Genomic DNA, 13,887 nt, shown 5'->3' on the forward strand with positions numbered 1-13,887 from the left:
TTGTAGGTGTTTTTTATTTTCTAAAATTAGATGAAAAATCATGCGTAATGACGTTGATGTATCTCGAAAATATTGAAAAACTTTAAAAAATATTCAAGCACAGCCGATTTATTGTTTAAGATGAAAGTCAAAGAAATATATAAAGAGTATTGAGCATGATGTTGATGTTACTTTGGGGATTTATTTTATTATTAGCGCTGGCGGTTATATTTTTAATTTGGCTACAGTTTAATCGTGACGTATCACAATCTACCGCGCATGAAACTTTGCCACTTGAAGAAAAAGTGGTGCATCTAGAAGCCAACCTGAAAAAAACCTTGGAAATTATGCAAGACCTTGCAAAGAAAATGCATATCCAACAAGAAGTTCTAGATCAGACCGCTCACAAATTACAGCAAGTTGAATTGCAAAATGCAGAGTTGGTGAACCTTTTGGCAAAAGTGGTCAAGACTGATCAAAGTTAATCGAAAAATACAAAAGACTGCCCATACCTCGATATTTACTGAATGCATGTGATCTCAAGGTATGGGTATTTTTTTATCCAATATAATGATTCCCAATATTCATCATCATTGGATTTAAATTGTAGTTCACTCGTTATTCAAAACATGATCGCGTATTACTTAGTTAAATCAAAATTTGTCTTAACACGGCTGCTGAAAGCATGCTAATCACAACGGTAGGCAATAATGAAAAACGTGATGCTGCAAATAGTGTAATGGCCATCGCGATCAGATCGGCAGGATTATCTTTGACAAAATAAGGCGCGATCACTGAGATCAACACGCAGCCGGGAACAACTTCCATAATTTGACGTTGTTTGTTGGTGAGGCTACGGTTTTTCAGTAACACATAACCCAAGATACGGGTTAAGTAAGTGGTTAAGGCAATAAATAGAATCGCGATCAGGGTGCTGGTGTGAATCATACGTCATCTCCAATCAGGAAAAATGCAGAAGCAATACCCGTAATTGCGCCAATCGGAACATACCAGCCCGCAGGGAGATACAAATACGCCAGAGATGCGGCAATCAAGCTGACCAGCCATGGACGTGCCGATTTAAAGCCTTTCCACATGCCTCGTAGTAAAACTAGAAATACAGCAGGGAAGGCCATATCAAAACCAAGTCGACTAATATCGCCAAGTATCGGTCCGATCATTGCTCCTAAAGTGGTAAAGCCGACCCACATCAAATATAGAGCACAGCATAAGCCTGCATAGAACATCAAACTAAAGGCGCGCTGAATTCCCAAAACATTAGATTTTTTTTGCGCATCAGCCAAACCCACAGCCCAACTTTCATCGCACATAAAAAATAAAGCGGTATAAACCTTACGATTCGGTAGATGTCGTAAATACGGGACAAGGCTCGCCCCCATTAATAGGTGCCGACTATTCACTAAAAACGTAATAAACATCAGCATGAGAATATTAGGAGGATTGGTCCAAACTTCCAAAATGGCAAATTCAGAACCACCTGCAAAGTTAAGACCAGTCAAAAGCGGAACTTCTAAACTAGAAAAGCCTTTATGTGTTGCCTGAGCACCCAGAACTAATGCAAAAGGAATAATGCCCAGCAGCATTGGAATAGATGTTTTTAGACCTCGTTTAAACTCAATAGAATGCTCTGAATGGGTATGATTGAGTGTACTTTGTCTAAACATCAACATGACGTTTTCCATGAAGCGAGATCGAAAGCAATATTTTATGGATATCTGAGCAGCATTTGGCAGCTGTTTTGTGAAAGATTGCTTTTATTGTGCAATGAAATTGCTAAAATAAAGATTATTGTGAAATTTAGTGCCTTTATTGATGGATCAGATAGATAAACGCATTTTGCAAGCATTACAGCAAAATGGAAAACTACAAAATAATGAATTGGCCCAACTTGTTGGTTTATCGCCTTCGCCATGTTTGAGACGGGTCAAGCAACTAGAAGATGAAGGCTATATTGAAAAATATGTGGCCTTACTGAACCAGTCAAAATTGAATTTAAGTTTAACGGTATTTGCTCGGATTTGGCTAAAAGGTCAAGATGCAAAAACCGTGAATGATTTTGTTGCAGCGATTCAAACGATGCCTGAAGTGGTTGAATGTCAACTCATGGCAGGGGATTGTGACTTTTTCTTACGTATCGTCGTGGCAGATTTAGAAGCCTATCGAAAGTTTCAGATTCATCATTTAACGCAGATCGCCAGTGTGCAAAATGTAAAAACAGAGATACCGTTACAGGCTGTTAAACAAACTACAGCACTTCCTTTGGATTGATGTTCGAGTCTTAAATTAAGTTATTGAGCCTGATCATATTTATAACTTTGTTTAAAACTTCATCTATAGAAAGTAGGACGCTTATTATTTTTTATCAAATGGTTAAAAAAATAACGTTCACAGGATTTTAAAATATAAGCATAAACATGGATTTAGTTGTAAAAGTTAAAGCTGTAGATGAAGTAATGAATGCTGAAGCATCTTTTATGAAAAAGTCGTGTGCAAGCGTAAAACTATCGTGCTAAACTAGGAGAAATCGGGTGTGCTCCCGATTTTTTTATGCGGATTTGTTCCGCGCTGACAAGAATTTAGGTTTACAACATGCCCATTTCAGAGACATGGTTATTACCTGATGGTGTAGCTGATGTACTGCCAGAACAGGCGCAAGTGATTGAATCTTTGCGTCGTGAAGCATTAGATTTCCTCGCATCTCGAGGTTATCAGTTGGTGTACACGCCATTCATTGAATACATCGAATCTCTATCTTCTCTTTCAGAATCGAATCAAGATTTAGACTTAGCCACTTTTAAAGTGATCGATCAACTTTCAGGTCGTTTGCTTGGTGTGCGTGCCGATATGACACCACAAGTGGCTCGTATTGATGCGCATGTACATCCTGTCGAAGGTGTAGCTCGTTATTGCTACGCTGGTACAGTACTACATACTAAGCCACAGGGTTTTAATACCACACGTGCACCTTTACAGTTAGGTGCAGAATTATTTGGTTCAGACAGCATTGATGCTGACGTTGAGCTGATTGATGTCATGATCAACTTGCTTGCTAAAGCAGGTCATGCAGATGGTATCCATCTTGATTTAGGGCATGTCGGTTTATTCCGCAGCATGGTAAAACAAGCTGGCTTGAGTAAAGCGGTTGAACGTCAGTTATCTGACTTGTATCAACGTAAAGCGCTACCTGAACTTGCTGAATTCACACAAAGCATTCCAAATGGTGCTGACTTCTATACATTAGGTCGTTTTGCAAGTGACTTAGATGCATTGCAAGCCAATTTAACGGCTGATGTATTGGCAAATGAAGCATTTAAACTGGCTTTTGATGCAGTGAAATCGACTCAAGCGGCAATCCAAGCCCGTTGGCCTGATCTACACATTGGTATCGATGTGGTTGAACTTCGTTCATATCACTATCACACTGGTTTAATGTATGCCGTATATGCGCCAAACCGTGCTGCGCCATTGGCTCAAGGCGGTCGCTATGACGGTATTGGTGAACACTTCGGCCGTGCGCGTCCAGCAACAGGTTTCTCTTGTGACTTATATGCATTAACTGCAGGTCAAGTTCAGAAAAGCCAAGTTTTGGTTGCACCAAAAGGCATCGAAGCAGATTTATTAAAGGCAATTGAGGCAGCACGTACCGAAGGGTTCAGTGTGGTTCAATTGTTAGGTAATGATGATTTAAGCTCTGCACCATATGCAACGCACCAGTTGGTGAATGCAAATGGCGAGTGGACAATCAAACAAATTTAATCGCGGATGTGCCTGCGGGCACACACGTTTTTTCCAATTTTAACAGCATGATGCAATGAGGCTATTATGGGCAAGAATGTTGTGGTACTTGGTACCCAATGGGGCGACGAAGGTAAAGGTAAGATCGTCGACCTGCTCACAGATCAAGCGGCTGCGGTAGTTCGCTATCAAGGCGGACACAACGCAGGTCATACACTTGTGGTTGGTGGTAAGAAAACTGTATTACACCTCATTCCATCTGGTATTTTACGTGACAACGTATTGTGCTTAATTGGTAATGGTGTTGTTTTATCACCTGAAGCTTTAATCCACGAAATGGAAGTTTTAGAAAAAGAAGGCGTGCCTGTACGTGAACGTCTACGTATTTCTCCAAACTGTCCGTTGATCCTTCCACACCATATCGCCCTTGACCAAGCACGTGAGAAAAAACGTGGCAATGCGAAAATTGGTACAACAGGTCGTGGTATCGGTCCTGCATACGAAGACAAAGTGGCTCGTCGTGCAATCCGTGTTGCTGACTTGGTTCGTGGTGGTGCTCATCTTAAAGCTCAACTAGAAGAGCTTCTTGAATACCATAACTTCCAATTGACTCAATTCTTCGGTGTTGAAGCAGTTAAAGTTGAAGATGTGATCGCTCTATGTGACGAATGGCGTAAAGTCATCGAACCTATGGTGATGGACGTTACTGGCGAACTTCATGCTTACCGTAAAGCAGGTAAGAAAATCATGTTTGAAGGCGCGCAAGGTTCACTTCTTGACGTTGACCACGGTACATATCCGTATGTTACATCTTCAAATACGACTGCTGGTGGCGTAAGCTCAGGTTCAGGTCTTGGTCCATTACACCTTGACTATGTATTGGGTATTACTAAAGCGTACACAACTCGTGTAGGTGCTGGCCCATTCCCAACTGAACTTGTTTATGATGCTGCGAACGATGTTGGTGATGCAATCGGTAAACACTTGGGTACTGTCGGTTCTGAGTTTGGTGCGTCTACTGGCCGTCAACGTCGTTGTGGCTGGTTCGATGCTGAAATTCTACGTCGCTCAGTAGAAGTAAACTCACTTTCTGGTATTTGCTTAACTAAACTAGACGTTCTAGATGGTTTAGAAGAAGTGAAAATCTGTGTAGGTTACGAAGCAGCTGATTCTGGTTGTGTAGGTTCTTCTGATGCGCTTGCATTTGAAACTTTAAAACCGATCTACGAAACTATGCCAGGTTGGTCTGAGTCTACTTTCGGTGCGAAATCATTAGATCAATTGCCACAAGCTGCAATTAACTATGTTAAACGTCTTGAGCAATTGATCGAATGTCCAATCGACATCATTTCAACTGGTCCAGACCGTGATGAAACAATCGTATTACGTCATCCATTCGACGCATAATGTGCTGTTGAATTAAGATGTCAAAAGCCTCGCGAAAGCGGGGCTTTTTTTATAGGGCGAAGAATAAAAATTCAAAAACCGACAGGTATTATTAACTGATAAACGCAGTAACATCCGAAGTGCCATTTGATTCAAATAAAAGAATGATACGCGGTAAGGTCATCCGCAAGTGTTTGAGACAGGACAACTTTTAATTAAAAATGTTATTGCAATACTGTGAATAATTTGACACTAGTGAACGAGTTTTGTCGGTGAGGTGCATTGCACCGCAAGATGGTTTCCTTGCGAAGCACGCTTCTCATTTTGCCTAATGAGAAACATTGTTTCATGTGTGTACCTCCAGCCGAAGGTTAATCCCTGTATTTAAGCCCTAGATGTAAGACTCCGTCGAATATACTTAAAAGTATTTAAAAAATGTGAAATTATTTTTACGGGGTAACATCAGATATTAAATTTAAATAATGGAAAAATAAAGATTTTGAAAAAAATAAGCATAAAAATATTGAGTCAGTCAATTTTTTGTATATATTTGACACTCTTTATAAATAACTAGAGATCATGATGAATTATAAAAAATCTTTGGCATGCTTTGCCGTAGCAGCTTCTTTATCAGGTTGTACAACAATTGCCGATTTGGCCGGTGCTGATTCTGCATCTTTGAACTTACAGGCAACACAGTCTTATAACGCAATGCTGAAAGACGCACAGACCAAACAAGTGCTCGATACCAAGTCTGCGACTTATCAAAAAGTAAACCGTGTTTTCTGGAAAATGAAACCATTTGCAGATCAAATGAACCAGACAGGGCAGGCATTTGATTGGAAAGTGGCCGTTATTAAATCTAAAGAAATTAACGCCTATGTCGCACCCGGTGGCAAAGTTGTTTTCTATACAGGAATCGTCGAAACACTCAAACTCACGGATGATGAAGTCGCGGCAATCATGGGCCACGAAATGGTGCATGCCTTAGAGGAACATGCAAAAAATAAAATTGGCGCTTCAGCACTAACCAATCTTGCGGTGAGTATCGGTTCACAATACGTAGGTAATGCAGCAGGTGGCTATGGTGCAACCTTGCTTGACTTGGGGAGTCAGTTCGGTGTGGGCTTGCCGTATTCACGTAATTTGGAAAGCCGCGCAGACAAAGGTGGCCTAGTGATGATGGCAAAGGCTGGATACAATCCAGAAGCGGCGATTTCATTGTGGAAAAAAATGAATGCGAATGATAACAGTGGCAACGACGCACTGAGCAAATTTATGTCTACACACCCAAGCAATAATGACCGTATTGCTGCTATGCAAAAAATGATGCCAGAAGCACAGCAATATTATAAAAATGCGACACCTTCGAGTGTACGTCGTTAATATCGGCTGTTTTCAAGACTAAAGTTGCATTTTAGTTCGCTACACACTTTGTGTTGAGTTGCTAAAATGCAATTTAAATTAGGAAGAGAAGTGCAGGATGCAAAAGAATATTTCGACCACCATTTTTTATTCTTTATTATTTGCGATGGGGGGAGCACCTACCATTGCCATGATGATTATTCGTGCCCAAACTCAAGATCCTCAATTGATTTATCAAGCCCTAATTGGTTTGTCGGTGATTATTGCATGTATTCTTGTACCTATAGTTTTGATACAAAATGCTGTCCTATTTTTTAAGCGAAAAAATGTGCAGTTAGAAGAAAAAATTAAGCCATTAATGCATGTGTATTTGGGCTTGAATGTGGTTTGTTTAATCTATTGGTTGGTTCTTCAATTTTCAGCTTAAAAAAATTACATAAATACTATTATAAGTCGCTATAACTTCGTTTTAAGCTCCAAACCATAAGAATATAATATCCATAAATTCACTTATATTTTAATGGTCTGGAGTATCCTTAATGAAAAAAATAATTCTAACGAGCCTGTGTATGGCCGGTGTAATGACGATTTCGGGCTGTGCGACAGTGGCAGATATGGCAGGAGCGGATACTGCTACATTGAACGCGCAAGCAACACAAAGTTATAACAAAATGGTGACAGATGCGCGTTCTAAAAATCAGCTCGATACCTCTTCGAGTACATATAAGCGCATTAATACTGTATTCCAAAAACTGCGTCCTTATGCAGACCAAATGAACCAAACGGGTCAAGCGTTCCAATGGCAATTGGCGGTTATGAAATCTGATCAAGTCAATGCCTTTGTAGCTCCAGGCGGTAAAGTTGTATTTTATACAGGTATCGTCAATAAACTGAATTTAACCGATGCAGAAATTGCAGCAGTTATGGGACATGAAATGGTCCATGCTCTTGAAGAACATGCAAAAAGTAAATTGGGTGCTCAAGCCTTAACTGATCTTGCATTGAATATTGGTTTAAGTGCGGCAGGTAATAATGTCGGTCAATTGGGTACTGCGGCCGCGCAGTTGGGTAGTCAAATTGGTATAGGTCTGCCTTATTCACGTTCTCTGGAAAGCCGTGCTGACCAAGGCGGTTTAATGTTAATGGCACGTGCAGGTTATAACCCACAAGCGGCGATTACACTTTGGGAAAAAATGAACAAGCTTGAAGGTGCGGGAGGTTCATCATTCCTGTCTACGCATCCATCAAACTCACAACGTATTGAAGCGATGCGTAAAAATCTACCTGCAGCGCAGCAGATTTATAACCAACGTCGTTAATTCATAAGAATTAATTATCCGTTTTAAAAAAGCAGGCCGTGGCCTGCTTTTTTGTATTTAATAGTTTGAAAAGTTCTTATATGGCATACCTATATCAGGCGCAATAAAAAAGGCAAAGTAAAAACTTTGCCTTTTTGCACTAGAGATCAGAAGATCTTAGTGGTGGTGACCGCCTGCACCGTGTACGTGACCGTGTTCAAGTTCTTCAGCAGAAGCCTCACGGATTTCAACGATTTCAACTTCGAAAGTTAAATCTTGACCAGCAAGTGGAAAGTTCGCATCAACAACAACGTTGTCGCCTTCAACCGCTTTAACTGTCACGATTTGAACGCCATCATCAGTTTGAGCTTGGAATTGCATACCTGGTTGGATGTTGTCCACGCCTTGGAACATTTGAGCAGGAACTTCTTGAACGAGATCAGGATTGTATTCACCATAACCTTCAGCAGCAGGTACAGTTACAGTGAATTTTTCACCAACTGTTTTGCCTAAAAGAGCTTTTTCAAGACCTGGAATGATGTTACCAGCGCCGTGCAAATATGCTAGTGGCTCACCTTGAGATTGGTCGAGAGTTTCACCCTCTGCATTAGTCAATGTGTAGTGGAAAGAAACCACAGAGTTATTTGCAATAGCAGTCATGTTATTGATCCATTCAATTTTTTAAGGGTTACATCATAAAGTGAAATTGCACTTTTGTAGACTAAATTTATCAAAAAAATGCAATTTTTAAATGCTTATGATGCTTTTTTCATTAATCGGGGCAAATCTGTAAATTTCAATGCAATTTAATTTTAGGCGCAATTTTTCGTGTAACAAAATCTTTAGCCGTTAATAGTCCTGCATGTGCGTAGCCGTAAATTGTGGCTTGATGCATTCGATACAATGAAACATACATTGATTTGGCAACAAAGCCTTGAACATTGACCTGACCTAAAAGTTCACCAACCGCTTTATGTTTACTTAAAGAGACTAAAGAACCTTTGTCTGAAAATACGAACATTGGGAGTTGCTGACCACGGATGCGTGCCTTTAAGCAATCCACGAGAAATGACGCTTGTTGGCTGGCCACTTGAGCGCGTGGGCCGAGGACGGGTTCATCTGCACGCGGTTGGCAATGAGCACAATCACCAAAAGCGAAAATGTCAGGGTAGGCTTTGGTTTGTAGTGTTGCATACACACTTAAACGCCCCATACGGTCTTTTTCAAAACCTTCAAGCTTCGAAATCACTTCTGGTGTTTTAATACCTGCCGCCCAAACTTTCAGTTCAGCTTTAATTTTACTGCCATCATTAAAATAAACATGTTCAGCATCGACTTTTTCCACACGTTTAGAGGTTAAGACTTCAATTTTCATGCGTTTTAATTGCTGCTGTGCATGCTCGGCCATTTTTTCAGGGAGTGCAGGTAGAATCCGATCAGCACCTTCAATTAAATTGATCTGTACGCTTTGCGGATGAATTTTATTTAAACCATATTTATAAAAATTATGTTTGGCTTCGACCAATTCTGCGGAGAGTTCAACGCCAGTTGCACCTGCGCCAATAATGGCAATTTTCAACTCACGTGCTGTATTGCTATTTTGCGCATCCAAATATAACTGTAAGAGATCTTGTTGGAAGATTTCAGCTTGTTGCAGACTGTCCAAATAATGGCAATGTTCATACACGCCCGGCGTGCTGAAATCGTTGGAAACTGAGCCTAAAGCAAGAACAAGGGTGTCATAACTCAGTTGCAGTTGTTCTTGAGTAGATTCATATTTACCTTGTTGGACTTTGCTGAGCTGAATGGTTTTTTCAGCAGGCTGAACATTTTCAAACTTAGCCAAGACAAATTCATAATGATGCTTCGCAGCATGCGCATAGTAATTAATTTCTTCTTCGCTGACTGACATCGTCCCTGCGGCAATTTCATGCAAGAGGGGCTTCCAGACATGCGTGAGTTTCATATCTACGAGGGTAATGCGCGCTTTCTTTTTTTTCCCGAGTAAGTCACCGAGTTGCGTAACCAGTTCTAAACCACCAGCACCACCACCGACAATGACAATATGGTGTAACTTGGAGTCATCAGCGTTATTCATTGAATTACCTATTTTATTATTGTTGAAAAAAAGAAGATGGCACGAGTATGTCATCTTCTTTATTGCACAAATAACGAATTGTCTTACAAGTTACATAATCACATCATTGACCTAAAGGGTAGGTTTTAACTTCTGCTGCATCCGTATTAAAGATGCTAAAAAGGCCTTTGATCCACATCATGAAACGCTCAAAAATATTGGCTTCTTCAATTTGCACGTCATCTTCGATATCAAAGGTATTGATCAGCTGATTATTTTGATAAACAGTAACGGTGGCTAATTTCATTACTTCAGCCAAAGGCGCAGTGAGTTCTTTTTCATTTACTTCAACACTCAGTTTAGTCTGTGTTTCATGAAGTGGTTCAATGGCTTGAATTTGGCCATTGCCAGTATTTAAAAGAATACGTTGCTGTGTAGGATCAAAAGCTTTTAAATCGATGGCATAAGCTTGATCATAAAGTGAAGTTGTAATCAGTTTAGGTTGTTGAGTTTCCACCTTAAACATTTTCAAGGTTGATTTAACCACAGGTAATTCTGCAATTAATTGCTTATCTTTGATTGCAACTTCATTACGTGTATAGGTATAAGCCAAGTTCATGAGGTTGTGTGCTACTTCTGCACGTTTTAATCCACTTTTTGCCCCTAATACTACAACAATCAAACGACGTTCTGGCGCGTCAGGATTCGCGATCAAACGGTTGGCTGTTAAAGCTAAGTTATAACCTGCAGCTTTAGTAAAACCTGTTTTTAAGCCATCAACGGTGGGATCTTGTTTTAATAAGATATTGGTTGCACGGTGGAAGCGTTGGTTATAACTAAAACTTTGTTGTTTTGAATAATACAAATAGTCAGGTGTGTCAGTCACCAGTGCTTGCCCTAAACGTGCAAGGTCAGCCGCCGATGAATAATGTTCTGGCATGGTAATACCGGCTGGATTTTGAAAATTGGTGTCATTCATGCCCAAAGCTTTAGCTTCTTTGTTCATGCGTTCAATAAATTTTGGAATATCACCAGAAATGCGTTCAGCTAAAGTCACTGCGGCATCATTGGCTGACATGACCACAAGACCTGCTAAAAGCTGATCAACTGAAATTTGTTCACCAGCTTTGAGATACATTTGTGATTCATCCCATTGAACCACTTGTACGACTGGGGTTGCGGTTAAGATTTCATTTTTCTTTAAATGACCTGCTTTAATTTCCTTTAAAGCAATATAAGCCACCATCATTTTGGTAAGTGAAGCAGGGGCACGCTGAACATGGCTATTATGTTCTGCAATCACCTGACCCGACTGAGGGTCTAAAATGGTCCAAGCTTCAGCTTCAACGGTTTCAGGGACAATATTTAAAAGGGCAGCATTTGCTATCGTGGAGCATAGAAAACTAAGCAGCGCGATGAGGTAAATCATGTGTTTCAATGAGGTTCCTTAACCAACCATTCCGTTGGTGGTAAAACGAAAAAATTTTTAGGCATGCTATGCCTTTTTTTTTCTGCTGACTAGTCATTATTGTAGACAATTGCGACAGTTCCGCATTCAGTTGTAAAAAATGTTAATCTAATTGATAAGTTATCTTTTATTTATTTTATATCGCCCATTATGTTGCATTATCAAATCGAATTTGACGATTATCGTCAGCATCTAGTCCATGTCACTGCACGTTTCTTGGCAAATCCTACACAGGTGCTTTCGTTGCCTACTTGGATTCCCGGAAGTTACTTAATCCGTGAATTTTCGAAGCATATCGAAGCCGTTCGAGCATATGATGAAGATGGGCGTTTGTTACAAATTGAGAAATTTGAAAAAAATAAATGGCGTTTATTCAATACAGATCATGAGTTGATCACGGTTGAATATGATGTATATGCCTTCGATTTATCGGTCCGTGGTGCTTATGTCGATCAAAGCCGTTTATATGTCAATCCAGCTTGCGCATGTTTAGGTTTAGTTGACCAAGAAGATACAGCCATTGAGGTTGAAGTTTTCTTGCCACCCGAGTTAAAGCATTTCCAACTTGCGACTGGATTAAAGTCAAAAAGTTTAGTGAAAGGTCGTTATACCTTATATGCAGATAACTATGCTCAGTTAATTGATGCACCGTTTGAACTGGCGGAACAAACCCGTTTTAGTTTTGAAGCCAACGGCATTCCGCATGAGTTTGTGGTGTCGGGCAAACATGCTATGAACGCGCAGCGTATGCAGCAAGACATCGAAAAAATTTGTTCGACTGAAATTTCAATGTTTGGTTCGGCGCCATTTAAAGACTATACCTTTATGACCATGGCAACGGCCAATAGCTATGGTGGTTTAGAGCATCCAAACAGTACGAGTTTAATTAGCCCACGTGATGATTTGCCAAAAGCCAATGAACCTGTAGAACCATCGGCAGATTATCAACGTTTCTTAGGGTTATGCAGCCATGAATATTTCCACTCATGGTTGGTAAAATTTATCCGTCCAGAAAACTTTGTGAATTATGACCTCAACAAAGAAGGCTATACCTCTTTGCTTTGGATTTTTGAAGGTTTTACATCGTATTATGATGATTTGATCTTGCTGCGTAGCGGTGTGATCAATCAGGATTCTTATATCAAGCTTTTAAAAGCACAAATAGATCGCTATTTGCAAAATCCGGGTCGTGAGATTCAAACTGTGGCTGAATCAAGCTTTGATGCATGGGTGAAATTCTACCGTCAGGATGAAAACTCAAATAACGCAGGTACAAGTTACTACAACAAAGGTTGCCTCGTTGCATTGTGTTTAGATCTAGGCTTACGCCTGCGCGGTTCTAGCCTTGATGCCTTAATGCGTAAGCTATATGAAAATGCGCAAAATGGCATTCAAGTCAATGAACGGACTATTTTCAATTTATGTAATGAATTAACAGGTGATGATTGGTTAGAACAAATCAATCACTTGATTAATACTACAGATGAATTGCCGTTAGATCAGTTGTTCCCTGAGTTTGGCTTAAGCTATACACTCAAAAATGACAAATCATTGCCATTTGGTTTAAAACTGGCTGATAAGCCTGAAGGTGTGTTGGTTCAGTCTGCTCGCCGTGACGGTGCGGCGGCAAAAACTGGCTTGTCTGCAAATGATGTGATTATTGCAATTGATGGTCTAAAAGCGACAGTTAAATTGGCAGAAAAATATGCCAAGCAAGATGGAACTTATACCGTACTGGCATTCCGCCGTGATGAGTTGATGAGCTTTGAAGTAGAAGCGGCAGGTTCAGAATTGACGGAAGTTGAACTTAAAGTTGAAGATCAGGCTAAAGCTGAGAAGTGGTTAAAAGCTTAATTTGATAAGTATTTAATTTTCATGTAAAACCCATACTTAGGTATGGGTTTTTTATTAGTAAAAGATGAATCAAAAAAGTTTAAATTGGGGTATTGCTATTACAGGCATTTGGTTGACTGTAATTATTATTGTTTGGTTTTTTGGAGGTTTAGAATCTCCATCATCTTTAAATGAATTAGGAGATGCTCTTGCAGGCATTTTTGCGCCAATTGCATTCTTTTGGCTGATTATGGGGTATATACAACAAGGTAAACAGTTGGATCAAAATACCAAAGCTTTGGAACAGCAAGAAAGAGCGCTTCAATTGCAAATTGATGAGATGAAGGAGAGCGTTAAACAGCAAGGGTATCTTGCTCAGCTACAGTCAGAACAATTGAGAATGAATCATAATTCATGCCAACCTTACTTAGAATTATGCACTCCAAAATTAGAAATTGTTGATATTAGAGATCTATTAACTAATAAGCCTGAAAAGTTATGCTCATTAATTTTTAGTGTTTATTCGAGAATTAATGAATCAAGAATTGTTTTATTAATGACTTTGGATGACACAATTTATCAGCGTGAAATGAAAATATTAGGGTCTGTTGACATTTGTTGATTAAAAAAATAGCGAGATAGTAAAATTAAATCGCCAAACCCAATTTTACACTCGCTATGCCTCGAACAATGCTAAATGATCAACACTGGTCCAAGTTACTTGC

Annotated in this window: 13 protein-coding genes and 1 pseudogene; 9 read left to right on the forward strand and 5 right to left on the reverse strand. The window is 39.8% G+C overall.

What is annotated here, in order from left to right:
• The first annotated feature begins 161 nt into the window (after positions 1–161).
• A complete protein-coding gene (locus tag FTU37_RS08590) occupies positions 162–464 on the forward strand; it encodes a hypothetical protein (protein WP_180004122.1) in 303 nt (100 codons plus the stop codon).
• A 163-nt stretch (positions 465–627) separates the two neighbouring features.
• On the opposite strand, the gene FTU37_RS08595 is transcribed toward FTU37_RS08590, so the two are convergent.
• Both FTU37_RS08595 and FTU37_RS08600 read right to left on the reverse strand, forming a co-directional pair.
• The gene (locus FTU37_RS08595; RefSeq protein WP_180012238.1) at positions 628–927 is read right to left on the reverse strand and encodes an AzlD family protein; all 300 of its coding nucleotides are present in this window, start codon (positions 925–927) and stop codon (positions 628–630) included.
• Positions 924–1,670, reverse strand: coding sequence for an AzlC family ABC transporter permease (locus FTU37_RS08600; RefSeq protein ID WP_180124182.1), 747 nt, complete (start codon positions 1,668–1,670; stop codon positions 924–926). Before FTU37_RS08600 ends, FTU37_RS08595 begins: the two co-directional genes overlap by 4 nt.
• A gap of 142 nt (positions 1,671–1,812) precedes the next feature.
• Between FTU37_RS08600 and FTU37_RS08605 the strand changes: the two genes are divergently transcribed.
• The 6 genes from FTU37_RS08605 to FTU37_RS08630 all read left to right on the forward strand — a co-directional run bounded on the left by FTU37_RS08605 (position 1,813) and on the right by FTU37_RS08630 (position 7,805).
• Positions 1,813–2,268: an Lrp/AsnC family transcriptional regulator gene (locus FTU37_RS08605; protein WP_078189073.1), complete on the forward strand. Its 456-nt coding sequence runs from the start codon at positions 1,813–1,815 to the stop codon at positions 2,266–2,268.
• Positions 2,269–2,589: 321 nt separating this feature from the next.
• A complete protein-coding gene (locus FTU37_RS08610) occupies positions 2,590–3,756 on the forward strand; it encodes an ATP phosphoribosyltransferase regulatory subunit (RefSeq protein ID WP_078189072.1) in 1,167 nt (388 codons plus the stop codon).
• A 66-nt stretch (positions 3,757–3,822) separates the two neighbouring features.
• On the forward strand, positions 3,823–5,142 hold the full coding sequence (locus FTU37_RS08615; protein WP_180088508.1) for an adenylosuccinate synthase: 1,320 nt from the start codon (positions 3,823–3,825) through the stop codon (positions 5,140–5,142).
• Between the two features lie 561 nt (positions 5,143–5,703).
• The gene (locus FTU37_RS08620) at positions 5,704–6,507 is read left to right on the forward strand and encodes a M48 family metallopeptidase (RefSeq protein WP_078194387.1); all 804 of its coding nucleotides are present in this window, start codon (positions 5,704–5,706) and stop codon (positions 6,505–6,507) included.
• 97 nt (positions 6,508–6,604) lie between these two features.
• Positions 6,605–6,913 carry a hypothetical protein gene (locus tag FTU37_RS08625; RefSeq protein ID WP_078194385.1) on the forward strand — a complete coding sequence of 103 codons (309 nt, stop codon included), beginning with the start codon at positions 6,605–6,607 and terminating at the stop codon, positions 6,911–6,913.
• A 112-nt stretch (positions 6,914–7,025) separates the two neighbouring features.
• Positions 7,026–7,805 carry a M48 family metallopeptidase gene (locus FTU37_RS08630; protein ID WP_078194384.1) on the forward strand — a complete coding sequence of 260 codons (780 nt, stop codon included), beginning with the start codon at positions 7,026–7,028 and terminating at the stop codon, positions 7,803–7,805.
• A 156-nt stretch (positions 7,806–7,961) separates the two neighbouring features.
• Here the strand turns inward: FTU37_RS08630 and FTU37_RS08635 are convergent, their stop codons facing one another.
• The 3 genes from FTU37_RS08635 to FTU37_RS08645 all read right to left on the reverse strand — a co-directional run bounded on the left by FTU37_RS08635 (position 7,962) and on the right by FTU37_RS08645 (position 11,299).
• On the reverse strand, positions 7,962–8,444 hold the full coding sequence (locus FTU37_RS08635; protein ID WP_078194383.1) for a peptidylprolyl isomerase: 483 nt from the start codon (positions 8,442–8,444) through the stop codon (positions 7,962–7,964).
• A gap of 136 nt (positions 8,445–8,580) precedes the next feature.
• Positions 8,581–9,882, reverse strand: a complete 1,302-nt coding sequence (locus tag FTU37_RS08640; protein ID WP_168379354.1) for an NAD(P)/FAD-dependent oxidoreductase — start codon at positions 9,880–9,882, stop codon at positions 8,581–8,583.
• A gap of 103 nt (positions 9,883–9,985) precedes the next feature.
• Positions 9,986–11,299, reverse strand: coding sequence for a D-alanyl-D-alanine carboxypeptidase PBP6B (locus tag FTU37_RS08645; RefSeq protein WP_306669395.1), 1,314 nt, complete (start codon positions 11,297–11,299; stop codon positions 9,986–9,988).
• A 180-nt stretch (positions 11,300–11,479) separates the two neighbouring features.
• Here FTU37_RS08645 and FTU37_RS08650 point away from each other — a divergent pair, with 180 nt between their 5' ends.
• Positions 11,480–13,183, forward strand: coding sequence for a M61 family metallopeptidase (locus FTU37_RS08650; RefSeq protein ID WP_180106651.1), 1,704 nt, complete (start codon positions 11,480–11,482; stop codon positions 13,181–13,183).
• Positions 13,184–13,247: 64 nt separating this feature from the next.
• Positions 13,248–13,598: pseudogene (locus tag FTU37_RS08655) on the forward strand (hypothetical protein); the annotation flags it as partial.
• Between the last annotated feature and the right edge of the window lie 289 nt (positions 13,599–13,887).

This window comes from Acinetobacter sp. YH12097 (genome assembly GCF_013419225.1).
Lineage (GTDB): Bacteria > Pseudomonadota > Gammaproteobacteria > Pseudomonadales > Moraxellaceae > Acinetobacter > Acinetobacter amyesii.

Bases quoted from the DNA above. Each gene is read 5' to 3' on its own strand.
- FTU37_RS08595 (WP_180012238.1), bottom strand. From the start codon at position 927: ATGATTCACACCAGCACCCTGATCGCGATTCTATTTATTGCCTTAACC.
- FTU37_RS08600 (WP_180124182.1), bottom strand. From the start codon at position 1,670: ATGTTGATGTTTAGACAAAGTACACTCAATCATACCCATTCAGAGCAT.
- FTU37_RS08605 (WP_078189073.1), top strand. From the start codon at position 1,813: ATGGATCAGATAGATAAACGCATTTTGCAAGCATTACAGCAAAATGGA.
- FTU37_RS08610 (WP_078189072.1), top strand. From the start codon at position 2,590: ATGCCCATTTCAGAGACATGGTTATTACCTGATGGTGTAGCTGATGTA.
- FTU37_RS08615 (WP_180088508.1), top strand. From the start codon at position 3,823: ATGGGCAAGAATGTTGTGGTACTTGGTACCCAATGGGGCGACGAAGGT.
- FTU37_RS08620 (WP_078194387.1), top strand. From the start codon at position 5,704: ATGAATTATAAAAAATCTTTGGCATGCTTTGCCGTAGCAGCTTCTTTA.
- FTU37_RS08625 (WP_078194385.1), top strand. From the start codon at position 6,605: ATGCAAAAGAATATTTCGACCACCATTTTTTATTCTTTATTATTTGCG.
- FTU37_RS08630 (WP_078194384.1), top strand. From the start codon at position 7,026: ATGAAAAAAATAATTCTAACGAGCCTGTGTATGGCCGGTGTAATGACG.
- FTU37_RS08635 (WP_078194383.1), bottom strand. From the start codon at position 8,444: ATGACTGCTATTGCAAATAACTCTGTGGTTTCTTTCCACTACACATTG.
- FTU37_RS08640 (WP_168379354.1), bottom strand. From the start codon at position 9,882: ATGAATAACGCTGATGACTCCAAGTTACACCATATTGTCATTGTCGGT.
- FTU37_RS08650 (WP_180106651.1), top strand. From the start codon at position 11,480: ATGTTGCATTATCAAATCGAATTTGACGATTATCGTCAGCATCTAGTC.